This is a genomic window from Polycladomyces zharkentensis (genome assembly GCF_016938855.1).
In the GTDB taxonomy this organism is placed as follows: Bacteria; Bacillota; Bacilli; order Thermoactinomycetales; family JIR-001; genus Polycladomyces; species Polycladomyces zharkentensis.
This window is the reverse complement of sequence record NZ_JAFHAP010000004.1, coordinates 421,663-448,398: the sequence shown is the minus strand read 5'-3', so window position 1 is coordinate 448,398 and position 26,736 is coordinate 421,663. Positions and strand designations below refer to the sequence as shown.

Sequence of the window (26,736 nt, the reverse complement as noted above, 5' to 3'; positions counted from 1 at the left end):
AAGGTGGGTAGAGAAATAAAAGACATCATTATTTTCAAGGATAATCCTTGGCCTGAAGGACATAAGATTACAGAATTTGTTTGGAGTGGACGAATTGAACCGGAAAGTGGTGTTTGGTTTGATTTTCATTTGGAGACTGAGGATTACTATGAAGGAGACGAGGATTACTTTAAAGGAGACGCTGAAGAGGAAGAAGAGGGAGATGAAAGTAATTGGAAATTAATTGATTGGAAATCAAAAATCACTTGGGGAAACTATCATAGTTGTATTCTTTCCTCCACTTACTGGGAAGAGGAAAAAGGATTTTTGATCGGGACAAAAGAGGATAAACTAGACTTCAATAGATTAGTAGGTAAGAAGATCATCGTTGATCCATTAGAAACTTACAACCCAGAGGAGCCTGCATTTCATATTTATTTGTTAGGGCACGATTCAGCAGCTGACCATCATATTCACTTTTATCGGCAAATTTCACATGATGAGTTTTCGATTTCGTGGAAGGGAAAAATTGCAATGAGTTATCTTTATGATGATGAATTTGATTTTTCATTTGAGGCGAATATATCCAAAGCAAAATTTGAGGGAATTTTTTTGCCGAAAGAACTGTCTGTTGATGAAGCATATCACTTATTAAGTCAGTTTGTTAAAGAACCTCAAAGGTTCCAATTAACGATGAAAAACGATAAACCTTGCTTTGTGTTAGCTGGATAGTCGATTAGAAAAAAGCTCAAACTAACCAAGATAGGTGACCATGCCAACCTTGCCGCTTTGAAAAACCCAGCGGAAAAACCGCTGGGTTTTGTATTCGGGCTATTTCCTGCTTTTGTCTCGAGGAGTTTGTAAATCTATTTTTCAAGGGAGACTGCCAATCTACTGCTTCATCCAGCTCGATATCGCAACACGAACCTACTTTTTTATCAAAAATAAGTACCGAAAATACCTTATCTGGGAATCGCTTATTCATTTGGCGGATGGCTGCTGTTTGAAATCAATCAGCTTTTGTGCCTTCTGTGGGATAATCCTGCATTGATCAATGTGTACAGAGAGATTTGATGACATCGCCCAACACCTCACGATAGTATGGAAAGTCGAATGTAAAGCGTCCATGTCCACGTAAACTGACTCATTGAACATTTGGGCTTAACGTCAAATGTTTTGTGCTACGACATTTCCCGAATCATCTCTGACCCGGTTCAATCCCATTTCACTTCCTGGAACGTGTGGGTGCGCGCAGACTCCCGCGCTTTCAGGCAAAGCAGGGCACTGTCCATCCCGGCCTGCAGGGGCGACAGGGAGGCGGCCGTTCCCTTCATCACCTCGACAAAGTTACGGGCCAGTACGGCGTCTCCGCCGAAATGTTCGCCATCGTCCCCGATCTGATGCGTTTCCACGCGTTTGCTGTGATGCAAATGAACGGTGATGCGGTTGGTATAGAAATCGAATTCCAGCGTGCCGCGGAATCCGATCAGCCGGCAGGAACGCGTTCCCGCACGGTGACGGACAACAAAGTTTTGCGAATAGGAGACATGCATGCCGGTATCATATTGGATAATCGCACTGCCGGAATCTTCGTTGCCCGTATCCACGGCAAAGCAGCAGTATTCCCCGGCCGGTGTCTCGTGAGCAGCCCGTTCGACCCGATACATGCTTTCCGGGCAGGTGTCCCGTTCGTCGCAGTCCCGGCATTTGAGTCCGGCCGGTTTGTTCCCCTTGAAGATTTGTTTGGAGGTTACCGCACAGATGCGCACAGGCTTTCGATCCCCCAGCAAATACTGAATGTAGTCGAAATCGTGTGTTGCCTTTTGCAGGAAAAGGCCGCCCGTCTCGTTCTCGTCCCGGTACCAGTGATGGTAGTAGACGCCACCGTAGGGTACATTGTTGATCGCTTGCACGTGTTCAACTGTGCCGATCCTGCCCGAATCCACGATTTCCTTGGCCAGTTGCACGATGGGGGCCGTCCTGAGCGGAAAGGAGACGACCACCGGTGTATTCGTCGAGTCGGCCACACTTTTCAGCCGGATGAGGTCCTCCATGCGGGTGGCGACCGGTTTCTCCAGAAAAAGCGGGATGCCGTAAGGCAACACATCCGCCGCAATGGCAGCGTGCATGGAACATCGGGTACCGATCAAAAGACCGTCCAATCTGTTCTCGGTCAGCATCAGACGGTAATCCTCGTAAAAGGCAACATCTTTCAGAGATGGGTCGGCCGCTAGGATTTCGTCATTGCGTACGTCGGTGATCGCAACGACACGGCAATCGGGGTCCACTTTCCGGATTTCCGCCAACATGTTGCGAATACGACGGCCGTATCCGATCACGCCCATTTTCATATGCATCGCTCCCCGCAAAAGTCGAGACTGATGACGCGAACAGCCGCCTCCCGCCTTTGCTCCGTATCCGTTCATACAGAGTCGCATGGCTGGAGACGGCTTTTGCTGTTGACAACGGTTTTTCAACAATCAATCCTGCAGATGGTTGTCCAATTCCTGCATCTGGCCTTTAAGACGATACTATGTTGGCAATGAGGAGAGATGGCGGTCCGTTTCTCTTCTTTTCGCTTTGAGCAGCAGCCGGCGCAATTTGTCTCCTTTGGCGCGGAAGTGTTCAATATGGTGTTCCGACCAGGCGCTGCTGTGGGACAAGGCGAACAACCATGCTTCCAACCACCTGCGTGCCTCCTCATCCCGCCCGTGCCACGCGCAATCCGCCATCTCGATCAAACATCGGATATGTTCCCATACCGAAGAGTCAATCGAACGGACGGCCGAAGCATACAAATCATAGAATAGATAGGCTGTCTGCACGGCGGCGAACGTGTCGGCCTGCCGCTGGGCATTGAATATGAGATTTTCCGCAATCATGCTTCGGGTGCTGGTTCGGACGGTCCAACCGTAACCTTCCTCAAAATCGGGATCTTCCAGCGTAAATCCGACGGGGCGAATCCGATCAAATCCGATGTTGACCCAGAAATTGGGCACGCCGCGTTTGTCGTAAAGCCGGAATGTCAGGGTTGCCACCTGTTTTCCTTTCAGGTAAGGAGTGAGGTCCAACGTCTCCTCTTTCCATGTTTCGGCGCTGTCCGTGGCCACATCTTGTTCCCACACCACCTGGGTATCGATCAATACTTGTTTGTAGTGATAGCCGGCGCCCAGCAGGTTGCTGTAGGTGTCATAGTGGTAGAATGTCAGTTTCTGATCGGTGGCAGGGGAGGGATGGATCACTTGCTGGATTTCTGCGTGATCCCCGGCACGCGTGGGTGCTCCCGCGGGAACGAAGAAGCTGAAATACCCCTTGCCGGAAGGAGCGACATCATCGGACGATTCCGGTTCAAACTCCTTTTTCAATACATACGTGACGACTCCCTGGACGCGGTCCTGTGTCATCATATGCAATCCGGTGCGCACCACTTTCTCTACATAGCGCGGTGTGGGGTTGGCCGGTGTAGCGGACAACTTGCTGGCATACACCATCAATACATACGGCAGCTGATAGGGTTTCAGCAAACGACTTAGATGATCCAACTGGTCCTCCAGGGTGTCTGTTCGTTGCGTGTTACGGTAGGGATCATCCCGGTAGGCCATGATGATCCCGTCAATACAAGATGCATACTGATCAACAAACTGCGGTGTGATGTCGGGGAAATACATCTGGGGCAGGAATTGCAGGTACGGGTTTTGTGCACGTGCGGCGTTTTGCATTTTTTGCACGTATTCGGGAGTGTAAAAATCGAGATTGTGGCTGAAATCGTCAATCGCCCATGCTTTCAGATTGTCGTATTGTCGGGAGAGACGACCGATTGCTTCCGCCCAAGCGATGTAATCCGTACCGTAAGGTTCTGATCGTTTGGTGGTGGATTCGCTGGGGGGAACCAGATACACCCACACGTCGATACCCGCTTGTTTGGCTGCCGGCAGGAATTCTTCGCGCAAGTCGTCCCAGTCTGTTTTTTCGTGCCAAATCAAATAGAGGTACGTATTGACGTTGAGTTCCCGCAATGCTTGAATCATGCCGGGCGTGTCCACATGGCGAACGCCGTCGGCACGGAACTGGCTTTCCCGCAGTTCTCCGGCGTAATCTCCCAAAATGTCGCGGATGTAATAGGGTTTCAACATCCTTTACACACTCCTTCTGCCGGATTCGGATGGGTCCCCCTCAGCATCCCGTTTCTCTTTATCCTGTCACCGGTTCGGGTGAAAAAACAACCGTCCGGCCTGTTTTCGCCGATTCATAGATGCCCAGAACGACCTGCAGGGCGCGGAAACCGTCTTCTCCGGTGATGAGCGGGTCTCTTTCATGCAATATGGCTTCCGTGATATCCCGCAGCTGTTGTTCATGATAGTAGGCACCGATCGCCAGGGGGTCGCTTGCTCCGCTCGAGCCGTCGGCTGTGGCGAGATCGGGTTTGGGCGGTTGATTTCCCTCAAACGTCCAGGTGACGATGTCGGTACCCACGATGCGGACTGCCCCGCGTTCCCCGTAGATATGGAGTTCCGGGGCGAATCCGGGATACATGGCGGTGGAGCCATGAATCAATCCGACTGCACCATCCATAAATTGAACCCACCCCACAGCCGTGTCTTCGGCACGGATCGCGTGTACACGCGTGTGCACAACCCCGGAAACCGATTGTACCGGTCCCAACAACCAGCACAACAGATCGATCGAATGAATCGCCTGGTTCATCAGAACTCCGCCGTCCATCTCGGGTGTGCCCCGCCAATCGGCTGAGGCATAGTAATGCGGTGTCCGGTGAAACCGGACATGTATCTCACCGCTCAGGATCTTGCCGAACTCACCATGGTCGATCATCTTTTTGATGACTTGGTGAGCCGGTTCAAAACGACGCTGGGAAATGACAGATAATGTGATCCCTTTTTCCTTGGCCGAGCGGATCACATCGCGGGCATCTTCCAACGTGAGTGCGAGCGGTTTTTCAACAACGACGTGTTTGCCTGCCTCGATCGCCTCCATAGCCATCGGTGCATGCATACCGCTGGCGGTGCAGAGAATCACCGCATCCACATCCGGACGGGACAGCATTTCCCGGTAATCGGCATGCCAAGCCGCACCCGTCCGTTTACTGACAGATCGGGCCTTCTCCGGTGTCCGGTTGAACACGGCGACCAGTTCCGCCTGCGGAATGGATTGGATTGCCTGCACGTGAAATTGGGAAACGGAGCCGCATCCGGCCAGAGCATATCGAACCCGTTTCGTGGTCATCTCCTCCTTTGTGTTAATTCATGGAAACCGGAGTGTAATGAAAAAATAACACTTGAAAGAAAAGTTTGTCAAGTCAAAAACCTTTGTACCGGGAACGACAAATATGTCGGAAGTGGTTGAAAATAGAAGAATTTCATCATAATATGAAAAGGCCAAAGGAAAAGAACTGGGAATGGAGGGCAAGCAGGCTTTGAAAGAGTTTCTGATCGGATTGCTTGTTTTATCGTTATTGGGTCTGGTCATCGTTTTTTTTGTCATGATTTTCGCGGTGGTTCGTTTATGGAAACAAGTCCGAATGCTGCAGTCGCGCATGGCGGAGTTGGAGCATCGGTTGCGTGCGGTGTCGCAACCTGGCCATGAAGCTGCACAAGCAACGGAACCTCAACCATCACCTGCCGATGTCCCTCAATCCCCGAGCCGGGTTTGGGACCCGTCAGTTACGGTACCGCCCACACACTCCCGACCGACTCCTGCTCCTGCTTCGCCCGGAGTTGCCGGAGACTCTCCCGCTCCTTCCCGCCCGGCCAAACCGTCGCGCACACGTGCGGAGTGGGAATTGCTGATCGGAGGGAAATGGCTGAACCGGGTCGGTGCCATTGCACTGATGATCGGATTGGGCTTTTTCCTCAAATATGCGTTTGATCACCAGTGGCTGAATGAGACGACCCGCGTGGGGATCGGTGTGTTGGTGACCGCCGCATTGCTGGGATTGGGTTCGCGATGGCACAACAAGGGGCTGCCCATTTTCGCGCAGGGATTGTTCGGAGCAGGAGTGGCCATCGGTTACTTGACGGTGTATGCGTCGTTCAATTTTTATCACCTGGTACCGCAACCCGTGGCGCTGTTGCTGATGTCGATCATGACGGTCATTTCTTTTTTGGTGGCGATCCGTTATGATTCGCTTGCCATTTCAGTGCTGGGTTGGGCCGGCGGTTATCTGACCCCCTTCCTGCTCAGCTCCGGGAATACCAATGATATGGGATTGCTGGGCTATATCGCCCTGTTGTCAGCTGGATTGCTGTGGGTAATCCGGAGAAAAACGGCGTGGCTGCCATGGTTGTTGCCGATGACCGCAGGTGCCACCTATCTCCTGTATGTCGTGTGGTTCGCATTCCTTTCCCGTCATGATCAGTGGTGGATGGAAATCCTGTTCCTCACCTTGTATTGGGCGTTGTTTACCTGGTTCGACACCATCCGCGCCCATCGCGGCCCACATCTGTCCGAATCGGCGCAGATGGTGGGGCGTATCGTCGCCGGGGTGAATACGGGATTGTTCCTGAGCCTGTCCTATGCGGCGTCCTATCGGGACTACGAAATATGGGGCGGCCTGCTGTTGTTGTCGGCAGGTGTGTTGTATTTCTGGCTGTCGCACATTGCTGCCAAACGGGGATGGCGGATTGCCGAAGCGGTTCAGTACCGGATGTCGGCATTTACCTATGCGGCTGTGGCGACGGCGATGTTTTTCTCCGGTGCGACGCTGGGCATCATCTGGGCGATCGAAGCGGCCGCAGTGTCCCGGATGGGAGCAGTACGGCAGTCGCGCATGGACTGGGTTGCCGCAAGCGGACTGGCCTTCTTGGCATTTCTGATGTGGGTCGATCGGAGTGATTCCCTCGATAGTACCCAGTTATGGCCGCTGTTGAACCAGCAAACGTTGCATTCAGGGGTATTGGCGGCGGCCCTTGCGATCGGAGGCTGGTGGGCCCGCCATTTACCGGGAAAAGCGGGAACGGTGTTGTCCCGTGCGTGGCACGGGGTGGGAGCGTTCACGCTGTTCTACTGGAGCTGGTTTCAGGCAGATGTTTGGTCGGATTATCTTGTAAAAGTGACGAATGACACATGGGCAGGAAACCAACCGTTATGGACTGTGATCGCTTGGCTCCTCTACGCGCTGGCGATGGTCCGGATCGGCTCCCGGTTCCGGTTGGCGGTACCGGTTTGGGCGGGAGCAGGTGCGTATGTGCTGGCCGTTTTGATGGCGATGTTGACAGGGGGATCGTATCCTGACTTGGATACGTTTGTTCCGGTATTCAATATTCGGTTTGCGGTATTTGTCTGTTTGGCCGTCGGCGGCTGGCTGTTGGGACGGTGGTTGCGGACCGCTCCCGGTATCGCATCAGTAGCGCGTTGGATACCTTTGACGGTGCATGCGGCGATTTTCCTGTTGATTTGGGAACTGTTGTCCAGTGAAACGATGGATGGATTCGACCGGTTGATTGTCTCGGCCGATTCATCCGATACCGACGCCATTCATCTCTATGAAAACCTGCAACAACTCTCTCTTTCCGGCGTATGGCTGCTTTACTCGATCGCGCTGATGGTGATCGGGATCATTCGCCGGGTTCAGGCGGTTCGGATCACGTCGATCGTGTTGTTCGGCATCACGATCCTGAAGATTTTCATTCTGGATTTGTCCTTCCTCGATACGTTGTATCGCATTTTCGCCTTCATCGGACTGGGGCTGATTCTGTTGGCCGTCTCGTTTGTCTATCAACGGTACAAGGACGTTTTGCAACTGGGAGGGGAAAAGAAAGAACATATCGATGGATGAAAACTTCTGGCTGTCAAGCACGGAAGGCGGTTTGAACCTGTTGCCGGCGAAGTCCTGCGGCTGAGATTTTTGTCTTCACTTCGAAAATTGGCTCGGTCGTGTTTGGTGGATATTGACCGATTGTTTTCCCGGCTCACACCCCGGAAACAGATATGGCCGCTTCAGAACCGGAGCGCAGGACGCGGGCAAAGTACCCTTCGCTTAGAGGAAACTGTTCGCGATTTCATTCCTGCGCTTTCCGGGCCTTCGCTCGGCCGGGCTTGGCAAGATGCTCGCCTGGGAAAACATTGCCTCTTTACGGGATGACCAGACGCATTCGAGAAACACTTACGGGAAAAAGCCAGTACCTGCGAGTGATTTGAGCTGGAGCTTGCGGAGACAAGAGGTGGTACTCCACACTTGGAACGATCATCCGGTAATCCGGTTGAAATGGTAAAATGGATGTAAAAAGAAAGGGAGATCGATCGCGATGGCATATTTTGCGGCCATTTTGCACATGAAGAAACCGGAGCTGAATCAGAAGTATCGGCCGGATCACCTGGCGTATCTGAATCAGTTGGCTGAACAGGGAAAGATTTTTGTCAAAGGGCCGTTTGCGGACGGTTCGGGAGGCATGGTGGTCTACATCGCCGATTCGCTGGAGGAAGCGAGAGAGATGGCGGAACGCGACCCGTACGTGGTCCATGGCGTCCGGCATTTGGAACTGCATGAGTGGAAGATTTGAGACTCCACACTGAAGTACCACAGGCACTCCCTATGGTCGCCGTGGGATTCTTGGGTAGTTCACGTCCTCAGTCCATTTCTGTTTCGGACAACTCCCAAGTTCGGGGCTGTCTCATCAGCCCATCCCATGCAGTTCTACAGCTGGGCTGTATGTACCCGCATGGGCGGGACACCTGCGACCAACGGAAGTGCCCGTGGTATTACCAGTGTCCCAGTTCCTTTTTTCACTCTTATGGTTTTACCCAGCGGGAGAGACTGGTTCGCCGCTGGAACCCCATACCATAACGTTTTCAAGGAACGAAACCCATAACCAGTGGGATGAGCACCGCTCATACGTTCGATTATACTATTGACAAGTTGCTCTTGCCATCCCCACAAGGGGGATTCCAGCAACCCCGCCTTTCATCCCACGATTAAAATACCCCAAGAGTACTTCCTATGGTCGCCGTGGGCTTTTAGGCGGCAGTTTCTGTAAAGAGCAAGCGAGATCAGGGTTGGGGTGAAAGCGAGCGTCGGACGCGGGAGGGCCTTGTCCCTCTTGCTGGTCCGACAGAATGGTCGAACACGCGCTTCACTTCTTCTTCGTGGCCTTTTTCCATGACCAACAACATGCGCATCTGCGATTCGCACAGCATGATCTCATTTGGTGTAATCAAGTGGAGATACGAAAACATTGAAAACTGATATGCGAGCAAAAACTCGTGAAATGAAAATCACCCAGGCTTGGACGAAGCCGTCGTGGATGGAAGTGGGATACCACGCCGGATGAAGCGAGGAGCCCACGGCGACCGAAGGAAGTGTCTGTGGTACTTCAGCCTTGTTGGGCAAGTCACAGATGGTTGATTTCACCCACCCGACTCAAAACAGGGTGGGTGAATTGCTGTGAGCGGATTTCTCTGAAAGTAGCCAACTTTATCATCAGGTATTGGACAGGATTCAGGTAGCGTCATTTCTGCAACCTTCCTATTTTTTCACTGCACCCTGCATCCCGTAGACGAAATACCGTTGCATCAGCAAGAAAAAGATGATGATCGGTGTTGCCGAGATCACGGCACCGGCGGCCAACGATTTGACATCAAATCCGAAGGTGCCTGCCAAGTAGGCCAAGCCGAGTGACAAAGGATAAAGCTCGGGTGATTTCAGTACGATCAGCGGCCAGACAAACGAATTCCACACCGAGATGAACGAAAAGACGCCAAGAGCGGCGGTGGTGGGAGCCGTCAGCGGTAACATGATGCTCCACCACATGCGAAAAGGACCGCATCCGTCAATAATGGCCGCTTCCTCCAACTCTCTGGGAATGGCGAGATAAGCCTGTCTCATGAGAAAGACGGCGAATCCCCCCAGCAGGCCGGGGATGATGATTCCCCAGTAACTGTCGGTCATGTTCAACGTTTTAACCAAGAGGAAACGCGGAATCAACATCACTTCGGGCGGGATAAACATCGTGGCGATAATCCCGTAAAAGATAAAGTTTCGCCCGAAAAAACGCATCCGCGCCAACGGGTAGGCAGTGATGGACGCGAGCAAGAGATGGAGCGGTACCATGACGCCCACCAGGAAAAATGAGTTAAACATGTAACGGGGGAACGGGATATCGTTCCACGCCTGGTGGAAATTGTCCCATACCGGCGGATCGGGAAGCCACTGGGGCGGAAAGCTGAACACCGGCTGGCTGTCCGATTTGAAGGCAGTGGAGACCAGCAGGATAAACGGACCGATGAACAGACAGGCGATCGCCGTCAGCAACACATACATCCCCGTGGTTTTCGCCATCCGTTTCAACCGGCTCCATCTTTGGATCGATTGGTGGGTCATTGCAGGCGGTCACCTCCGTGAGACAGTCGGTAATTCAAAATGGACAACACCAACAGAATCACCCACAGCACCATGCCGACCGCGCTGGCGTAGCCCATGTTCAGCTTTTGGAAGGCGAGATCGTAAATGTAGTAGGTCAAATTGGTCGTACTGTCCAGCGGTCCGCCCTGGGTCAGCATGTATACGCTGGTGAATACCTCTATTGCTCCCTTGCCGGCCATGACCACGCACAAAGCGACAAACGGCCGCAACATCGGGATGATGACGTGCCATATGACGCGCAGGCGGTTGGCACCATCCACCCGGGCCGCCTCGATCAGATCCTGCGGAACGGATTGCAACCCGGCAAGATAAATCATCATGTAAAACCCCAGCGCTTTCCAGGATTCCACGAGGGCCACGGCAAAAATGGCCGTGTCCACGTCCAACAGCCAGCTGATCGGTTTGGTCAAAATGCCCAACGTGATCAGCAGATAATTGAGCAGACCGTTTTCGTGATAAAGATAGTTCCACGCGATCGAGACCGTGACCATAGACGTGACGACGGGCAAGTAATAGGCGACGCGGAATAGATGGATGCCTTTCAGTTTTTGGTTGACCAGAATGGCGAGAAACAGCGGGATCACCACCAACATGGGAACCATGATCACCATGTAGGCGAACGAGTTTTTCAGCGCCTTCCAGAACGATGGATCTTTCAACATGTCGTGATAGTTCTCCAGCCCCACCCACTCTGGAGGAGAAAGTACGTGGTATTTTGTGAAAGAGAGATACAAAGCGTTGAATGCCGGGATGTAGTCAAAGATAACGAAAAACGCCACCCCCGGCAGCAAAAACAGATACGGCACCCAGGAAAAACGGCGGAGGCCAAGGCGGGTGCGGCGGCGAAGGGGGGCTTGCGACTGCGGGGCCGGTTGTGTCGGTATGGGCATCGACATCACATCGCCTCCTTGTACGAAGATGAAAAGCGGTCGATAAGGGTATGTCTGGTCCAAGCAATTGATTCGGGCGAGCCTCTTTTCCGCTCGCTCCTGTTTCGATCGGGCGATCCTGATCATTCCGTAAGGAAGCAGTGTTATCCCAGGCAAGCAGACCTAAGCCCCGACTGAGCGTAAATCCGGGAAGTGCAGGCTTGAGTTCATGGGCAATTTCCTCAAAGCGAAGCGTCTTTGCCCGCGTCCTGCACTGACCGGGGTCAAAGCGGTCATCATCCGTTTTCCTGCAGGGCGCAGGTGGAGCAATCCGGGAAAGCCATGTGGACAGTTTTCACCAGACACGTTCCGGAACGGTTGATGAAACAAGGGACGGTTTTCCCGTCGGGGTGCATCGGCACAGTTGCGGAACGGAAGGCGGGAAAACGCGTCCCTGGATGATCGGCCCTGTGGTTTTCACCTACCCAAACATCAATGAGACTGGGCCAAACTTTCGTTCCATTTCTTCACGGCATCATCCAATCCTTGCTTGACCGATTTTTTCCCCATCAACACTGCGCGCATCTCTTCATCAAATGCATCGCGCAACTCTTGTTCGTTCTGGATGCCCAAGGTATCGCTGACGACGTCTTTCATGGAGGAAACCATGATCTTTCGGGCTTCATCCTGTTTGGTCTTTACTTCAAATTGGGTAAAGTAGGGATCTTTCAGTGTCTGTTCGGTTGACGGGAAGATGGGGACCAGTTTGCAGAATGCCAACTGATTCTCCGGACTGGTGACAAACTTGGCGAAATCGGCCGCTTCTTTCGGATGGGCGCTCGCTTTGGGCACGACGAGGGTCTGAATACCCTTGAGCGGGATAATGCCTGCTTTTCCTTTCATCGGCGGGGTCACTTTGATGTTTTGAAAGACGTTGGGTGCGTTTTTCTCAAGTTTTGTCAGGTTGAAGGCTCCCTGCATCGTGGCGATGGCGATTTGTTCGTTATCCAGGTTTTGCGGCAGGGAACGCTCTTCCTTGCCGATCACGCCGCTGGAGATGGCACCGGTTTTGTAGGCATCGACGAATTTTTGGACGAATTGGACGTGTTGCGGGGAATTGAAGACGGCTTTTTTCTTGTCGGGACTCAGGATCGGCAATCCTTCAGCGACCATGAGCATGATGTTGGGGAACGTGTTGGAGCCGTATACGTTGGGGAGTTTCTGGTGAATCAGTTTGCCGTGTTGGAGTGCTTCATCCAGATTGGCGGGCGGTTTATTCGGGTCCAATCCGGCTTTTTTGTACAGTGCGGTGTTGATCATGCCGATGTACGGACCGGCGTGATACCACGGTACGGCCATCAGTTTTCCGTTGAAGGTGAGGCCTTGTCGCAGGTTGGCGAAATAGGCGTTCAGGTCGTTCGGTTGGAGCAGTTTGTCAATGGGGGCAAGGGCGTCTTGGTCAACGAATTTGGGAAGGTTCATGCTGTCCAGATTGACGACGTCAGGAGCTTCACCCGCGGCAAGGGCGGCCAGCAGTTTGCGGTCCACTTCCTGTCCGGGGACGTCCACCCATTTGATTTTCACATTGGGATGGGCCTTTTCGTATGACCGGATCAGACCTTGAATATAATCGGAGAAATCCTTTTTCAAATTAATCGTCCAAAATTCCAGCGTGATCGGACCGTCCGACTTCTTCGGATTGGCAGCGTCGTTATTCGGGATGCCGCAGCCCGCGAGGGCGCCCAACAACAATACGAGGACTGTGGACAGCGCAATCCGGGATACCCAGGATTTCACCCTCATCACTCCTTCGTTTCATATCGACCATGCGTTGACCGGAAAGTGAGGCTGGTGGACGATGAAACCATATTGACCCCCTTTTGGTCCATCCTCTCCCTTCACTTGTCTCCTGCATGTATATGGCCATCTATGGGAAAATTATCATAACATTCCTACTTCGTCAATCACAGAAAACTTCAGAACATTCAATTGACACTCGGGGAGCGTTTGGATAAATTTGTAGACAGGTAAGATACAACTTGGTTGAGGAGGGATATGGTGGAAGCTTGGGAGGGGCGTTTGGCGAAGGACGGCGGCACGCCGGTGATCGAGCCGGGGAGTCTGCCGACGGTTTCGGATGCGAGCGGCAGGACGTTTGGTGAGGAAGAACTGGCGGAGTTGACTGAGGTGATCCGCTCGGGGCGTCTGGGCAGGAACGAAGGAACCAAAGTCAAAGCGTTTGAGCAGGCGTTTTCACGGCGGTGGGGGGTGCCGCATGCGACTGCATCCACGTCGGGGACAGCGGCTCTCCATTTGGCCATCGGTGCGATCAACCCTGATCCCGGCGATGAAATCATCACCACTCCCATCACCGATTTCGGCACCATCATCCCGATCCTGATGCAAAATGCGATTCCCGTCTTCGCCGACATCGACCCGGAGACCTGGTGTCTTGATCCCGTCTCTGTGGAGCGGTGCATCACCGAGCGCACTCGCGCGATCATTCTCGTGCATCTGTTCGGACGACCGGCCGATCCGGACCCGATCCTGGACATCGCCCGCCGTTACGGATTACGGGTGATCGAAGACTGTTCGCAAGCGTTTTTGACGGAATCCAAAGGACGGTTGGTCGGCACGATCGGGGATATTGGCTGTTTCAGTTTTCAACAGTCCAAACACATGAGTTGCGGTGACGGCGGCATGACCATCACCAAGGATGAGGAGCTTGCTTGGCGGATTCGATTGTTTCAAGATAAGGGGTGGCCGAGGGAAGGAAATTTGCGCACCCATCTCTTTTTGTCACCGAATTACCGGATGACGGAGTTGCAGGGAGCTGTTGGACTGGCGCAACTGAAAAAATTGGACGATGTGGTACGTCGGCGGGAAGAGCGCGCCCGTCAGTTGACGCTGGCATTGTCGGATGTACCGGAATTGCGCCCGATCCGGCTCGGACCGGGTGACCGTGCGAGCTATTGGCTGTATCCGATGCATGTCGATACCGAATCGCTCGGCGTGAGCACGAAGGAGCTGGCCTATGCCCTTCAGCAGGAAGGGTTGCCGGCACGTGCCGGATATGTGGAACCGATGTACAAGGTTCCGGCAATTCGGGAACGCCGGACGTACGGGAGGTCCGGTTATCCGTTCGTCGGAGCGCGGGAAGAGGGAGTGGTCTACCCCGACGGTTTGTGTCCGCATGCCGAAGCGATGGCGGAGCGGATGATCCTGTTGGCATGGAACGAAGGATATACGGAGGAGCATGTGCATGCGATCGCCGGCGGATTGAAAAAAGTCGTCACTCATTATCGGCAGCAAAGGCATCAGGGAGGTGCCGCCGGATGAGCCGATTGGCGATTGACGGAGGCGATCCGGTACGGACGGAACCGTTTCCTGCGTGGCCGGTGTTCGGGGCGGAAGAGGAGCGGAGCCTGATCGAAGTGTTGCGGTCAGGAAAATGGGGAGCACTGGACGGTTCCAAAGTGAAACGGTTTCAGGAACGGTTCGCCGCTTTTCAGGATGCGAAACACGGCATTTGCGTCGTCAATGGTACATTGGCGTTGGAGGTGGCGTTGCGCGCGGCGGGCATCGGTCCGGGAGACGAAGTGATCGTGCCGTCGTACACGTTTATCGCAACGGCCACATCGGTTTTGGCGGTTGGGGCCCGTCCGGTCTTCGCCGATGTCGATCCGCAAACGATGCAGATCGACCCGGCATCGGTGGAAGAACGGGTGAACAGTCGGACGCGGGCGGTCATCCCGGTACACTTGGCGGGTCATCCGGCTGATTTGGATGCCATCATGGCGATTGCCGGGCGGTACGGCCTCACCGTGATCGAAGACGCGGCTCAGGCACACGGGGCGGCGTGGAAAGGCCGCAGGGTCGGTGCAATCGGTCACCTCGGTACGTTCAGCTTTCAATCGAGCAAAAACATGACGGCTGGAGAAGGCGGAATCGTGGTGACCAACGACGACGCTCTCGCCGTCCGCGTCTGGTCGATCCACAATGTCGGCCGCGTGCCGGGCGGTTTGTGGTACCAACATGAAAGCATCGGCTGGAACTTACGGATGACCGAGTTTCAGGCCGCCGTTTTGCTTTGTCAATTGGATCGGGCGGAGGAGCAGTTGTACCGCCGTCAGGTGAACGCGGCGGCACTGTCCGGTTTGTTGGTGCATATTGACGGGGTGGAGCCGCTAGCTGTCGACTCACGCGTCACGTCCCATGCATGGCACTTGTACCTCTTTCGTTATGACTCCGCGGCGTTCGGGGGAATGGACAAGAGTATGTTCATCCGATGTATGCAGGCGGAAGGAATCCCGGCGGCACCGGGGTATATCCCCCTTCACCGGAACCGGGCGATGCGCCAGGCGCTTTGGGAACAATTCGGTGTGAAAGGGGAGGATATCCCCTCATGTCCGTCGGCAGAACGTGCTTGTGACGAGACAGTGGTTTGGTTGCCCCAGTCGGTGTTGATGGGGACATCTCAAGATTTGGCTTCGATCGCACAGGCGATCGAAAAGATTCAGGCGGTCGCCGGCCAAAGACAGCAGGCGAAGTAACGGTCGCCCGGGTGTGCCGGGAATTCCTGTGAAAGGGCGATGTTTTCCGCGGTGAACGACCGAACAGGGGGATGTTTTGTCATTCATGAGGGAACCATGCTTGCCCAGGTGAGCGAAGACCTCTGCCTGAGCGAAGACCCGGAAAGCGCAGAAATGAAACCGAGAGCCACTCCCTTTTGGCGAAGCGCACTTTGCCCGCGTCCCGCGCTCCGGGTCAGAGCAGTCATTCTCTGCTTCCCGGTAAGGCGCAGGTGGAACGAGCCGGGAAAGCAAGACAGTGTTTATCAGACACTCTCCAAGACCAACCGAGCATGGATCCTGAAAGCACAGCGACCTCATCGGTGGCCAATTTCCTCTGGGTGAAGCGTACTTGATCGGCATCGTCCCGGTGGAGACGGGCCATTTGTTGCACCCATTTCAGCAAGTGAGCTTGCAGCGCATGCGTTGCAGGAGGAGGAGGGAACAGGGTTCACCTGTTGAAATACATGTTAGCCGATGATCCGGAAGATTGGAAAGGTGGGTATGATGACGTTCCTTTCGCGTCTCAGTGTGTTGACGGATGAAGTGTCCCAGAATTGGGACGAAGTACTCGCTTTTGTCGAAGAGCATGAACTTCCTTATGTGGAACTTCGGTCCGTGTGGCGGGCCAATGTGATGGACATGGAGCGGGAACGGTTGCGTCAACTTCGTTCCACATTGGCCGAGCGGGGGGTAAAGGTGTCCGGTCTGGCTTCCCCCGTGTTCAAATGCGCATTGGACCCGAACCGACCGGTGGAGCGCGGCGACACCTTTTTCGCATCCGAAGGCACGGTGAACGACCATATGGACATGTTGAAACAGGCACTGGAAGTGGCCGGTTTTTTCGAGGCGCCCGGTGTTCGTATCTTTTCATTCTGGCGGGAACGCAATCCGGAATTGTACATGGATGAGGTTGCGGAGCATCTTCATCAGGCAGCCCGGTTGGCTGAGCAAGCGGGCGTGATGCTTTGGTTGGAAAACGAACCTTCCACCAACGGCGGTTATGCCGACGAGGTGGCACTGTTGGCAGCCAAGGTGAATTCTCCGTTTTTGCGTGTGTTGTGGGACCCCGGAAACGAGCGATACGGGGGGAAGATCCCGTTTCCCGACGGGTATGAGCAGGTACGTTCTTGGATCGGACACGTCCATTTGAAAGACGCCGTCTACACATCGGAACACGGTGGGAAATGCGTCCCGATCGGCGAAGGGGAGGCCTGCTTGGAAAAACAATTGGATGCCTTGGAACGGGATGGGTATACCGGGTTGTACACGGTGGAAACCCATTTTGTCCCCGATGGCGGTACGCCGGCGGACGGTACACGCCGATCATTTTCCGGATTACGCCGAATCTGGGAGCATGCCTGATGGGTTGAGGACGTGTCCGGGCAGGCGTGACGTTTCCCGGGCGGGCAAACTTGGTCACTTTTACAGTGTGCAGATGAGGAGTAAGCCGGGAAACGAGGATAAGTTTGCAAGGACGTCCCGGTAATCGACTTCATAAGGGGGGAACGAATTGGTTTCGTCCGTCAAGCCCTTGTTCACCAAACAGGTGGATCGGCTCAACGTACGGGTGTATGCTGACCGTCGGGAAATGGGACGGGCGGCGGGGGAAGCGGTGGCGGAACGCCTTCGTCTGCTGTTGAAGGCGCAATCCGAGGTGCGCATCGTGTTCGCCGCAGCCCCTTCCCAACTGGAGATGCTGGATACCTTGTGTCAGGCCGAAGGGATCGATTGGTCGCGTGTCACCGCGTTTCACATGGATGAGTATATCGGATTGCAGGAAGCGTCACCCCAACGATTCGCCCATTTTTTGCACCGCCATCTGTTTGATCGCGTCAATCCGGGAACGGTGCATGTGATAGAAGGAAACCGCGATCCGGATGCCGAATGCGAGCGATATGCCCGATTGATCAGGGAAAAACCGCTGGATATCGTCTGTTTGGGCATCGGCGAAAACGGTCATTTGGCCTTCAACGATCCGCCGGTGGCTGACTTCGAAGATCCGGAGGTGATCAAACGCGTGGCACTGGACCCCATCTGCCGCAGACAACAGGTGAACGACGGTTGCTTTGACGATCTGGAATCCGTTCCCACTCATGCGTTGACCCTGACCATTCCGACGCTCATGTCGGGGCGGTATCTGGTTTGTGTTGTACCCGGACAAAACAAGCGAACAGCGGTCGCGAAAACGTTGAACGAACCGGTCAGCACTTCCTGTCCGGCCTCCATTCTCCGGTATCATCCGGATTGCACGTTGTATCTGGATTTGGAATCGAGTGGTGTTACCCATGATCTGTCACGTCATTGAGGGGAAAGATTGGCATACGGGAAAGCCCCTCCGTTTGACAATCCGGGAAGGCCGCATCTCCGAGGTGACGGAGCCGGAGAAGGTGTCGGATGACGCACCTCTGGTGGCTCCCGGGTTGATCGATTTGCAGGTGAACGGTTACAAAGGGATGGATGTAAACGCCCCTCTGTTCGATACGGATGACATCCGGCGATTAACCGCATCGTTGTGGGAGACGGGCGTCACCACCTTTTTTCCGACGGTGATTACCAACAGCGAAGAAGCGATTGCACGCTCCGTCCGCTCCTTGGCGCGTGCCTGTCGGGAAGAGGCGATGGTGGATGCCTCCGTCGGCGGGATTCATTTGGAAGGGCCGTTTGTCTCGCCGGAAGACGGTCCGAGGGGAGCCCACGACCGCAAGTGGGTGCGTCCCCCGGATTGGGAGGCATTTTGTCGGTGGCAGGAAGCAGCGGAAGGGCGAATCCGCCTGATCACGCTTTCTCCCGAATGGCCGGACAGTGTGCGCTTCATCGAACGGTGCGTGGCGAGCGGCGTCAAAGTGGCGATCGGTCATACGGCAGCGACTCCCGAACAGATCAGGGAGGCGGTGTCGGCGGGAGCGACTTTGAGTACCCATTGGGGCAACGGCACTCATGTGATGTTGCCGCGCCATCCCAACTATTTGTGGGAACAACTGGCTGCGGATGAGCTTTGGACCAGTTTCATCGCCGACGGACATCATCTTCCTGATGCCGTCATCCGCGTCATCCTGCGGGTGAAGGGAGAAAAAGCGGTACTGGTCAGTGATGTGGTTGCGCTGGGCGGCTTGCCGACCGGCCAATACCGAACCCCCGTCGGGGGAGAAGTGGTGTTGACGCCGGATAACCGCTTGCATCTGGCCCATGACGAGCGGTTGCTTGCCGGATCGGCCTGCCCGTTGATCGAGGCTGTTTCGCGCTTGGTGGTCAGGGGATTGGCCCCGCTTGAAACGGCTTGGTCGATGGCGTCCGTTTTTCCTGCACGATACATGGGGTGGGCGGTTGACGGAAAATGGCGTGTCGGCGATTCCCCCGACATTGTCCTGGTAACACGGACGGACGAGGGGAAGCGGCTGACTGTTGACTCGACTTACAAGGGAGGGCAACTCGTGTACCGATGCGTCCCATAAGGTTCGTCCAACTGGATCATGATGGTGGTTTCGTGTATCATCGTAGCTGACAATGCCACTGAACTCGAACAACTGGGAGTGGACTCCATGTCGGTACATATTTTCGTGACGCGCGAGTTGTTTCCGGAAGTGACGGAGCGATTGAAACAATACGGACAAGTGACGATCGGTGCCCGGGACCGGGATTTGTCGCGGGAGGAGCTGTTGGAGGGGATTCGGGGCAAGGATGCGATCCTGTGCATGTTGACTGATCGGATCGACGCGGAAGTGATGGACGCCTGTCCCGGTTTGCGCGTAATCAGCAATTATGCCGTCGGATACAACAATATTGACGTCGTCGAAGCCACCAAGCGGGGGATCCCCGTGACCAACACCCCTGATGTGTTGACGGAAGCCACGGCGGACCTGACCTGGGCATTGTTGTTGGATGTGGCCCGCCGGGTATCGGAGGGGGACCGCTTGACCCGTTCCGGCCGCTGGCAGGGTTGGGGACCCCGTTTCATGCTGGGGAAAGACGTGTATGGTTCCACATTGGGCATCGTCGGCTTCGGGCGTATCGGTCGGGCGGTTGCCCGCCGCGCCCGTGGCTTTGACATGCGCGTGCTTTACCATTCCCGCACACGACTCACCCCGCAGGAGGAAAAGAAACTGGGCGTCGTCTACCGACCGTTGGACGAACTGTTGGCGGAAGCAGATTTCGTGACGCTTCATGCGCCGTATACGCCGGAGACCCATCACCTGATTGGGGAAGCGGAATTGCGTCGGATGAAGCGGACTGCCTATCTCATCAATACCGCCCGTGGCCCGTTGGTGGACGAACGGGCGCTGGTGCGGGCGCTGCAGGAAGGGGAAATTGCCGGGGCCGGATTGGATGTGTACGAAGACGAGCCACGTTTGACGGAGGGATTGGCCGAGCTGGAGCAAGTGGTGTTAGCCCCTCATCTGGGCAGTGCCACGTTGGAAACGCGGTTGAAAATGGCGAAGTTGGCCGCGGAGAATCTGTTGTCCGCTCTCCGCGGTGAGAAGCCTCCTCATTTGGTCAATCCGGAAGTGTGGGAATGATCGGATGCCGTCTGTTTGCGGGATTGGAGCCAAAAAGCCGCCGTTAATGCAATCAGCAACACCGTGACCGCGGCCCCGCCTTCCAGTCCGAACCCGCCGCCGGTCACCCAATCGGGTCCTGTTTCTCTTGTATACAAAACGGGATGTTCGATCAAATGCAGCCCGGAAACGGGAATCGACAACATTTCCTGACACAGGTTCCAAGTAAAATGAAACCCAATCGGTGCCCACAATCCGCCAAAAGTCTCTTTGATCGTCCCCAGCATGACGCCCGCCAAAAAGAGATTGAACAAAGCAAGCCAAGAGAGGTTTGGATTGCCCAAATGGAGGGCACAAAATAGTAGGGACGCGCTGAAGACCCCGATGATCCGTCCCCATTGACGTACCAGGAGGGTTTGTATGTAGCCTCGTACCAGGATTTCTTCACCCAAGGCGACGATCAAAAAGCCGGACAAGGCGGATGTGAAATCCGTCGCCGTCGATGAGGAGACGGAGAATCCGTCCACCCTCAGCCAGCCGGTTGTCAACAGGAGCACAAACGGAACAACGATTCCGAATGTTCCCCAACCGGCTCCGCGAAGGAATGAGCGAAACGGGGACGGTTCCGCAAACCCCAACTCATGAAGCGGCTTTTTTTCCAACCATGTCCATGTCAGAAAGGCGGCCAGCACAAAAGCGGCGTTCTGTCCAACGATCACGGGCATCAGGGAACGATTCACAGGATAGAGGGGGAAGAGCAATGAAACGAAACATACGATACCCAGTACCGACAACAGGAACAAGAACAACAACTTTCCGATCAATTTTAGCACGTTCATCACATCTTCTCCTTTTTCGTCTCGTGATCAATCATGGTCCCCCTGTGGACATTGTAAGACGTTCAAGTCGCCTTTGCAAAAAAAGGTCTTGTTCTCTTGGATGACTGCACCAAATGTGCTAAGATATTTTTCAGTTGCAATCAACTTTCGATTGACGAAAAAAATCCTGCTCAAAAAAGTCGTGAAATCGCTTACTTCCCGAAGAGCGGCATCAACATCATCGGTCATGTCATCGGGGTGAGCGATTCAACATTTTCTTGGCGCGGTTGCAGGAGTACGTGATGACAAAACGACTGGTTGCATATGAATGGAACACGACATTGGGTGGGATTCCGGCCGCGACAAAAAGGACGGTTTTGTTGATAAGGGAGGAATCGGTATGTCTCAACAGAAAAAAGAAGTACTGTTGACTGAAGAAGGTCTGGCCAAAGTCAAGGAAGAGTTGGAGTACTTGAAAACGAAAAAGCGGCATGAAGTCGCGCAACGTTTGAAAGAAGCCATCGCGCAAGGAGACCTCAGCGAAAACTCCGAATACGATTCCGCCAAAGAAGAACAAGCTTTTGTGGAATCCCGGATCGTACAGTTGGAGAACATGATTCGCAACGCCAAAATCATCAATCAGGATGCGCAAAACAAAAACTACGTCAGCATTGGAGCCAAAGTGACGATTCAGGAATTGCCCGACGGGGAAAAGGAAACATACGTCATCGTCGGCAGTGCGGAATCTGACCCGACGGCAGGCAAAATTTCCAACGAGTCGCCGATCGGTGCCGAACTGATCGGGAAACGGGAAGGTGAAATTATCAATGTCCCGGTTCCGTCGGGTACGATCCAGTTCAAAATCCTGGAGATCAACTAAGCTGTCATAAACGGAACATGGAGAACCGTTTTCCCGCCTCATCCTGCACGGAAAACGGTTCTCACTTTTGCCTCCATCGTTGGATGGAGGTGTTTGTTTCATTGTTTTATTCAGAAAATAATACCTCTTCAGCCTTTATACTGCGAATAACAAGGAGAGAATCGAATGAATCAACAACCGGAGCTTGGGGGGTTGCAACTCGAAAAGGTGTTCATCGGCGGATACAGTGAGGAGGAGAGGCAGCTCGATCCGTTTGTGGCCTTTTCATTTGCGGATGAGGCAAGTGCGAAGGTGGCATATGACCGACTGAAAGAGGGAGAAAAAGATTGGCGGATTCACATCGAGCCGTCCGGGAAGAACGTGCGCGTGGTGTTGGAGCAGGCGGGAGGGTCACCGCTGCATGCGGAGGAAATTTGGAAAGATGAGACTTGGCACTTTTTCCTGTCATACTACCATCAATCCACCAGCGTACTCATGATGGTGGCGGTGGAGGGGGAAGTGCGTCCGGATTGGTCGATTCGTCTGGACAAAAAACAAGTCCGGGTGGAAGGATGATTTCTATATGTATAGAATAGATGATGATTTGAAAAGCAGTGAAAAAGAAAGGCAACTCCTTGACACTGCTGACAAAGCGGTTGATCCGTTCGCGACCTCCTGGGTATCCTGCGGAGCGAGACGGGCAATCGGAATTCGCAGACATTGTCAACAATCGAGAAGGTTTCCGACGGTCGCTCCCTTTTGCGTGTGCTATCACTATATGGTCTTTCATGGCTAACAGTTTTTCTTTACATTTTCCTCAATGACGCGGCCGATCTCCCGCGCACCTTCTTCCCCCTTGAATCTGGGGTCGGTCACAAAAGACACCATCATTTCTTCGGCTTCTTTTTCATCCATATATAATCTATAACCATTGATAAAAAGAAATAGTTGAGCCGCGGCGAAAGCGGTTCTTTTGTTACCATTATGGAAAACGTGACCTTGTGCAATTGATTGAATCAGCGCCCCCACCTTGTCCCAAAGGGTAGGGAACAACTCTTTCCCAAAATACAATGATTGAGGTCTAAGTGCTGCTGAAATGAATCCATCTTCAAACTTAACCCCAGCTTGATCTAGATCGTCAAATTCAACCATAACAGTGTAATGTATTTCGATAATTTGTGTTGGTGTTAGGTACCTGATTTCCATCATCATCTATCCTTCAGATTCCGGAAAGTGTTTTCGTATCGTTTGAGGATGTCCTTGAGTTCTTCCCTCATCTCAGGAGTTAAACCCTCGCCAAGAGTAATTTTTTTAACAGGTCTTATGGTGATTACTCCAGTCGAGGGATCAGCGGAAACCTCGAATTCATCACCCGGTTGGATATTGAGCTTTTCCACAATCTCCTTGGGGATGCCGATTCCCAGGCTGTTGCCCATCTTCCCTGCCTTTCTGTAACCCTTGACTTGCATTCGCGGTACACCCACTTCTGTTTTACCTCCTATTCTGTGCAAAGTTTAATTAGATTATACACTGTAATTATGATAATTAAAATATGTATATCAACAATTCCTATTACCCGACCCATAGATCAGGAGCCGGTCCTTCACAGGTATGCTCAGTGGTGTCTGTCACTATGTCTTTGGTTTACCTGCTGATCAGCCAAGCGGACAGGAGACTTCAGTTTGTACAGATGGGAGGATTTACTTGGCGAGAAGTTTTAGTTTCTCTTTGATTTGCTCCGGGTATAGCGGGCGGTCGTCTGAATGGCTGGCGCTCCTTGCTTCGTGATGTGTGTTACCCCCTAACGTACAGGGAACCGGTTATTTTGTGTCCTTACCCGAAATGGTCCAGTGCCCCCGGGAAACGTGTGATGCAGAGGTTAATGTTCGGTTTCATCAAAAATACGAAAAAGAGATCTTTCACATGTTGGAGAAATGGAAAAGGATTCGGGGTTATCAAGGCCATTGGTTGGAGCAGAACGTCGAACAACTGGAATTGGCCATAACGGATGAGAAGTACCCTTTCGTCGTGGAGAAGATGGATGAGGAAGTGGCAGATGAGTATTGGCAATATCATCTGCAATCCCTGAACCGCTAAACCTTCCTTTTTCGAGCATCAGATGTTGACCGTTGCTCTCCTCGGTATAAAACCATCATTTCCCAATCATAATAACATTGAAATATCATCGGTTCAGGGGGGGAGCGGCATGAAAAAGCGCGTCGTCATCACCGGGATGGGAGCATTGACCCCGATCGGCCATAACGTACCCGGATTTTGGGAGGGATTGCAGGAAGGGCGCAGCGGTGTGCGGTCCATTTCTCGTTTCGATCCGACCGGATTTCCGACAACCATCGCTGCGGAGATCCCGGATTACGATCCGCTCGATCATTTTGAGGCTAAGGTGGCGCGCCGGATGAGCCGCTTTGCCCAGTACGGGATGGTGGCGGCGCGTGAAGCGGTTCGACATGCACAACTGGAGATGGATCGGGTCGATCCGGTGCGCGTGGGGGTGATGGTGGGAACCGGGAGCGGCGGGCTGGACCGCATTCAGGAGGAGTACCAAAAGGTACTGCAAAACGGCTCCCAAAAGTTGTCCCCGTATTTGGCACCCGCCATGCTGGCCAACATGGCGTCGGGTGAAATTGCCATCGCACTGGGAGCCAAAGGGCCGTCTGCGGCGGTGGTGACGGCGTGCGCGACGGGAAGCAGTTGCATCGGTGAAGCGATGCGGATCATCCAATATGGTGAAGCGGACGTGATGATTGCCGGCGGTGCGGAGGCACCGATCACGCCGCTTGGGTTGGCCGCCTTTTCCCGGATTCGTGCATTGTCCAGGCGAAACGAAGAACCGCAAAAGGCGTGTCGACCGTTTGACCGGGACCGGGACGGATTTGTAGCCGGAGAGGGAGCCGGTGTGGTGGTGTTGGAATCGCTGGAGCACGCTGTGAAAAGGGGTGTTCCGATTCTTGCCGAATTGATCGGATACGGAGCGACGACGGATGCCCATCACATCACGGCTCCTTCCCCCGATGGCGCCGTTGCGGCCGAAGCGATGGTTCGGGCGTTGCGCGATGCGGGTTTGTCCTCTGAACAAGTGGATTATATCAATGCGCACGGAACGGGCACCCGTGTCAACGATGCGGTGGAAACGATGGCCGTCAAGCGGGTGTTTGGGGAGGCGGCGTACCGAATTCCGATCAGTTCGATCAAATCGATGATCGGACACCTGTTGGGTGCTGCGGGGGCGGTGGAACTGATTTCGTCGATACAAACCATTCAACATGGCGTGATTCCACCCACGATCAATTGTGAAGGGCAGGAGAAGGGGTTGGATTTGGATTACGTCCCGCATAGGGCTCGAAAACGGGATGTGCAGGTGGTGATGAGCAATTCCTTCGGTTTCGGGGGACATAATGTCAGCTTGATCGTCCGGCGATGGGACCCAAGCATAAACCCCTGATGACCTGCTGATATAAGAAAAAGAGAGGCGACCATCGTCACCTCCCGGTTGTTGAAAAAGCCTGCGGACTCCGATCTCCAATCGCGCCACACTCAACGGGAAGTTTGGCATGCTTCCCCAAAAAGAGGGTGGCGGTTCTCCCGCGCGCGACCGTTGCGCGTTTTGCGGAACAGGAGTGAGGGGAAAATGGCACACCCAAAATCGCGAATGGGGTGGCCACTTTGCCGGCAGTCGGGACACATCATCATCTTTTTTTGTGACTATTCGCCGTCCGTTTCCTCGGATTCCACATAGTGTTTCAGTGCAGCCATCTTGTTTTCCCAAAACCGCTCAAAATAGGAAAGCCAATGCTTTAATTCGATGAGCGGCTCCGGTTGGAGACTGTATCGTGTCTCCCGTCCGACTTTTCGCTGTTTCACAAGTCCTGCATCCGATAAAATGCGCAGGTGCTTGGAAACAGCCGTTCGGCTCATCGGGAAGTGCTCGCTGATCCCGGTAACGTGCATCTCCCGATCAGCAAGCAATCGTAAAAGCTGACGACGGGTAGGATCAGCAATCGCCTGAAATACGTCGTGCTTCGGTAAGGCAGCACCCATCTTATTTCTCTACCACCTCGCGGAGTCTTTCGGTCACAATCGATTTCCAACCATGATCCATTCTGTTGCGTACTTCCGATTGTTTTAGTCCCGATTCCGGAACGATCTGATCAGGTTCTCCCCAACCGGAATGGATGAGTGTAAACTGCGTTTTTCCTTCCAGATCCTTCAATTCAAAGGAGACACGCCAATCGTTCCCCCAAGAGAAGGAAAGTCGGTAGGGAGGGTTGAGTTCCAGTACTTTGCAGGGCGTGGGTCCAAAAGGGGTTTGCAACGTGAACTCATGTCCTGTTTTCGGTTGGAAATCGTTGGGCATGAACCATGCGGCGATTCCTTCTGATGTGGAGATCGCTTCCCATACTTTTTGAATGGATGCGTGAAAAATGGCTGTGTGACGGATTTCCGGAAGTGTATCTCTGTTATTTCCCTGCATGTGGAGAACCTCCAATCCGCTTGATACGAAACCATAAGGTTTCGCATTGATTATATGAAACCAATTGGTTTCATGTCAAGTGATCGGAAGCGGGAAATCAAGGCGAGCGGCATATGATTGGCGTCCGGTACCTTTGCACAAACAGAATCCCGCCTCCATCAGAGACAGGATTGAGGTGAACATCCGCGGTTTCCGATTTTCGTTTGAAGCTCCTTTCTCGGCGGGAAGTATAGGGGGTGATCTGATTCCGCCGAACGACATTGAAGCGTCAGCCTTTGAG

General features: G+C 53.6%; 24 protein-coding genes. 13 read left to right on the top strand and 11 right to left on the bottom strand.

All coding sequences use genetic code 11. The features are described 5' to 3' along the window. Nucleotides 1-3 precede the first annotated feature (3 nt). Nucleotides 4-711, top strand: coding sequence for a hypothetical protein (locus JQC72_RS03955; RefSeq protein WP_205492982.1), 708 nt, complete (start codon nt 4-6; stop codon nt 709-711). A 482-nt stretch (nt 712-1,193) separates the two neighbouring features. Here the strand turns inward: JQC72_RS03955 and JQC72_RS03950 are convergent, their stop codons facing one another. From JQC72_RS03950 to JQC72_RS03940, 3 genes are all read right to left on the bottom strand, one after another. Beyond that, nucleotides 1,194-2,330, bottom strand: a complete 1,137-nt coding sequence (locus tag JQC72_RS03950) for a Gfo/Idh/MocA family protein (protein ID WP_205492981.1) — start codon at nt 2,328-2,330, stop codon at nt 1,194-1,196. 180 nt (nt 2,331-2,510) lie between these two features. Beyond that, nucleotides 2,511-4,112 (bottom strand): hypothetical protein, encoded by a 1,602-nt coding sequence (locus tag JQC72_RS03945; protein WP_205492979.1) that lies wholly within the window; start codon nt 4,110-4,112, stop codon nt 2,511-2,513. 58 nt (nt 4,113-4,170) lie between these two features. Beyond that, nucleotides 4,171-5,220, bottom strand: coding sequence for a Gfo/Idh/MocA family protein (locus JQC72_RS03940; protein WP_205492978.1), 1,050 nt, complete (start codon nt 5,218-5,220; stop codon nt 4,171-4,173). Nucleotides 5,221-5,410: 190 nt separating this feature from the next. Between JQC72_RS03940 and JQC72_RS03935 the strand changes: the two genes are divergently transcribed. Then, nucleotides 5,411-7,771 carry a DUF2339 domain-containing protein gene (locus JQC72_RS03935; RefSeq protein ID WP_205492977.1) on the top strand — a complete coding sequence of 787 codons (2,361 nt, stop codon included), beginning with the start codon at nt 5,411-5,413 and terminating at the stop codon, nt 7,769-7,771. 469 nt (nt 7,772-8,240) lie between these two features. Then, entirely contained in the window at nt 8,241-8,495 is a 255-nt protein-coding gene (locus tag JQC72_RS03930; protein ID WP_205492976.1) for a YciI family protein, read from the top strand. Between the two features lie 962 nt (nt 8,496-9,457). Here JQC72_RS03930 and JQC72_RS03925 read toward each other — a convergent pair. The 3 genes from JQC72_RS03925 to JQC72_RS03915 form a co-directional block, all read right to left on the bottom strand. Beyond that, nucleotides 9,458-10,312, bottom strand: a complete 855-nt coding sequence (locus JQC72_RS03925) for a carbohydrate ABC transporter permease (RefSeq protein ID WP_205492975.1) — start codon at nt 10,310-10,312, stop codon at nt 9,458-9,460. Beyond that, nucleotides 10,309-11,250 carry a carbohydrate ABC transporter permease gene (locus JQC72_RS03920; RefSeq protein WP_302104461.1) on the bottom strand — a complete coding sequence of 314 codons (942 nt, stop codon included), beginning with the start codon at nt 11,248-11,250 and terminating at the stop codon, nt 10,309-10,311. Before JQC72_RS03920 ends, JQC72_RS03925 begins: the two co-directional genes overlap by 4 nt. 465 nt (nt 11,251-11,715) lie before the next feature. After that, entirely contained in the window at nt 11,716-13,020 is a 1,305-nt protein-coding gene (locus JQC72_RS03915) for an ABC transporter substrate-binding protein (protein WP_205492974.1), read from the bottom strand. Between the two features lie 261 nt (nt 13,021-13,281). On the opposite strand from JQC72_RS03915, the gene JQC72_RS03910 reads away from it, so the two are divergent. The 6 genes from JQC72_RS03910 (at nt 13,282) to JQC72_RS03885 (ending at nt 20,311) form a co-directional block, all read left to right on the top strand. Further along, on the top strand, nt 13,282-14,562 hold the full coding sequence (locus JQC72_RS03910) for a DegT/DnrJ/EryC1/StrS family aminotransferase (RefSeq protein WP_205492973.1): 1,281 nt from the start codon (nt 13,282-13,284) through the stop codon (nt 14,560-14,562). Continuing rightward, complete coding sequence (locus tag JQC72_RS03905) at nt 14,559-15,776, top strand: DegT/DnrJ/EryC1/StrS family aminotransferase (RefSeq protein WP_205492971.1); 1,218 nt, start codon at nt 14,559-14,561, stop codon at nt 15,774-15,776. The genes JQC72_RS03910 and JQC72_RS03905 overlap by 4 nt, the downstream gene beginning before the upstream one ends. A 525-nt stretch (nt 15,777-16,301) precedes the next feature. Further along, complete coding sequence (locus JQC72_RS03900; RefSeq protein ID WP_205492970.1) at nt 16,302-17,159, top strand: sugar phosphate isomerase/epimerase family protein; 858 nt, start codon at nt 16,302-16,304, stop codon at nt 17,157-17,159. A 148-nt stretch (nt 17,160-17,307) separates the two neighbouring features. Then, nucleotides 17,308-18,102 carry a glucosamine-6-phosphate deaminase gene (locus JQC72_RS03895; RefSeq protein WP_302104458.1) on the top strand — a complete coding sequence of 265 codons (795 nt, stop codon included), beginning with the start codon at nt 17,308-17,310 and terminating at the stop codon, nt 18,100-18,102. Next, nucleotides 18,083-19,249 carry an N-acetylglucosamine-6-phosphate deacetylase gene (locus JQC72_RS03890; protein ID WP_205492969.1) on the top strand — a complete coding sequence of 389 codons (1,167 nt, stop codon included), beginning with the start codon at nt 18,083-18,085 and terminating at the stop codon, nt 19,247-19,249. Before JQC72_RS03895 ends, JQC72_RS03890 begins: the two co-directional genes overlap by 20 nt. Before the next feature lie 87 nt (nt 19,250-19,336). Next, nucleotides 19,337-20,311: a 2-hydroxyacid dehydrogenase gene (locus JQC72_RS03885; protein WP_205492967.1), complete on the top strand. Its 975-nt coding sequence runs from the start codon at nt 19,337-19,339 to the stop codon at nt 20,309-20,311. Here the strand turns inward: JQC72_RS03885 and JQC72_RS03880 are convergent. Next, a complete protein-coding gene (locus JQC72_RS03880) occupies nt 20,281-21,129 on the bottom strand; it encodes a CPBP family intramembrane glutamic endopeptidase (RefSeq protein ID WP_205492965.1) in 849 nt (282 codons plus the stop codon). The genes JQC72_RS03885 and JQC72_RS03880 overlap by 31 nt on opposite strands. Nucleotides 21,130-21,508: 379 nt before the next feature. Here JQC72_RS03880 and greA point away from each other — a divergent pair, with 379 nt between their 5' ends. Then, complete coding sequence (greA, locus tag JQC72_RS03875) at nt 21,509-21,988, top strand: transcription elongation factor GreA (protein ID WP_205492963.1); 480 nt, start codon at nt 21,509-21,511, stop codon at nt 21,986-21,988. Between the two features lie 165 nt (nt 21,989-22,153). Next, entirely contained in the window at nt 22,154-22,543 is a 390-nt protein-coding gene (locus tag JQC72_RS03870; protein WP_205492961.1) for a hypothetical protein, read from the top strand. 216 nt (nt 22,544-22,759) lie between these two features. Here JQC72_RS03870 and JQC72_RS03865 read toward each other — a convergent pair whose 3' ends face one another. Together JQC72_RS03865 and JQC72_RS03860 are read right to left on the bottom strand one after the other, a co-directional pair. Beyond that, nucleotides 22,760-23,173 carry a type II toxin-antitoxin system death-on-curing family toxin gene (locus JQC72_RS03865; RefSeq protein ID WP_205492959.1) on the bottom strand — a complete coding sequence of 138 codons (414 nt, stop codon included), beginning with the start codon at nt 23,171-23,173 and terminating at the stop codon, nt 22,760-22,762. 2 nt (nt 23,174-23,175) lie between these two features. Continuing rightward, entirely contained in the window at nt 23,176-23,451 is a 276-nt protein-coding gene (locus tag JQC72_RS03860; RefSeq protein ID WP_205492957.1) for an AbrB/MazE/SpoVT family DNA-binding domain-containing protein, read from the bottom strand. Nucleotides 23,452-23,890: 439 nt separating this feature from the next. Between JQC72_RS03860 and JQC72_RS03855 the strand changes: the two genes are divergently transcribed. Continuing rightward, a complete protein-coding gene (locus tag JQC72_RS03855; protein WP_205492946.1) occupies nt 23,891-24,064 on the top strand; it encodes a hypothetical protein in 174 nt (57 codons plus the stop codon). A 109-nt stretch (nt 24,065-24,173) separates the two neighbouring features. Next, nucleotides 24,174-25,427, top strand: coding sequence for a beta-ketoacyl-ACP synthase II (gene fabF, locus JQC72_RS03850; RefSeq protein WP_205492943.1), 1,254 nt, complete (start codon nt 24,174-24,176; stop codon nt 25,425-25,427). 260 nt (nt 25,428-25,687) lie between these two features. On the opposite strand, the gene JQC72_RS03845 is transcribed toward fabF, so the two are convergent. Further along, complete coding sequence (locus tag JQC72_RS03845; RefSeq protein ID WP_205492941.1) at nt 25,688-26,023, bottom strand: ArsR/SmtB family transcription factor; 336 nt, start codon at nt 26,021-26,023, stop codon at nt 25,688-25,690. A 1-nt stretch (nt 26,024) separates the two neighbouring features. Beyond that, entirely contained in the window at nt 26,025-26,456 is a 432-nt protein-coding gene (locus JQC72_RS03840; protein ID WP_205492939.1) for an SRPBCC family protein, read from the bottom strand. Between the last annotated feature and the right edge of the window lie 280 nt (nt 26,457-26,736).

Bases quoted from the DNA above. Each gene is read 5' to 3' on its own strand.
- JQC72_RS03865 (WP_205492959.1), bottom strand. From the start codon at position 23,173: ATGGAAATCAGGTACCTAACACCAACACAAATTATCGAAATACATTAC.
- JQC72_RS03950 (WP_205492981.1), bottom strand. From the start codon at position 2,330: ATGAAAATGGGCGTGATCGGATACGGCCGTCGTATTCGCAACATGTTG.
- JQC72_RS03885 (WP_205492967.1), top strand. From the start codon at position 19,337: ATGTCGGTACATATTTTCGTGACGCGCGAGTTGTTTCCGGAAGTGACG.
- JQC72_RS03945 (WP_205492979.1), bottom strand. From the start codon at position 4,112: ATGTTGAAACCCTATTACATCCGCGACATTTTGGGAGATTACGCCGGA.
- JQC72_RS03870 (WP_205492961.1), top strand. From the start codon at position 22,154: ATGAATCAACAACCGGAGCTTGGGGGGTTGCAACTCGAAAAGGTGTTC.
- fabF (WP_205492943.1), top strand. From the start codon at position 24,174: ATGAAAAAGCGCGTCGTCATCACCGGGATGGGAGCATTGACCCCGATC.
- JQC72_RS03920 (WP_302104461.1), bottom strand. From the start codon at position 11,250: ATGTCGATGCCCATACCGACACAACCGGCCCCGCAGTCGCAAGCCCCC.
- JQC72_RS03930 (WP_205492976.1), top strand. From the start codon at position 8,241: ATGGCATATTTTGCGGCCATTTTGCACATGAAGAAACCGGAGCTGAAT.
- JQC72_RS03855 (WP_205492946.1), top strand. From the start codon at position 23,891: ATGTTGGAGAAATGGAAAAGGATTCGGGGTTATCAAGGCCATTGGTTG.
- JQC72_RS03880 (WP_205492965.1), bottom strand. From the start codon at position 21,129: ATGAACGTGCTAAAATTGATCGGAAAGTTGTTGTTCTTGTTCCTGTTG.
- JQC72_RS03940 (WP_205492978.1), bottom strand. From the start codon at position 5,220: ATGACCACGAAACGGGTTCGATATGCTCTGGCCGGATGCGGCTCCGTT.
- greA (WP_205492963.1), top strand. From the start codon at position 21,509: ATGTCTCAACAGAAAAAAGAAGTACTGTTGACTGAAGAAGGTCTGGCC.
- JQC72_RS03925 (WP_205492975.1), bottom strand. From the start codon at position 10,312: ATGACCCACCAATCGATCCAAAGATGGAGCCGGTTGAAACGGATGGCG.
- JQC72_RS03900 (WP_205492970.1), top strand. From the start codon at position 16,302: ATGACGTTCCTTTCGCGTCTCAGTGTGTTGACGGATGAAGTGTCCCAG.
- JQC72_RS03845 (WP_205492941.1), bottom strand. From the start codon at position 26,023: ATGGGTGCTGCCTTACCGAAGCACGACGTATTTCAGGCGATTGCTGAT.
- JQC72_RS03840 (WP_205492939.1), bottom strand. From the start codon at position 26,456: ATGCAGGGAAATAACAGAGATACACTTCCGGAAATCCGTCACACAGCC.
- JQC72_RS03890 (WP_205492969.1), top strand. From the start codon at position 18,083: ATGATCTGTCACGTCATTGAGGGGAAAGATTGGCATACGGGAAAGCCC.
- JQC72_RS03905 (WP_205492971.1), top strand. From the start codon at position 14,559: ATGAGCCGATTGGCGATTGACGGAGGCGATCCGGTACGGACGGAACCG.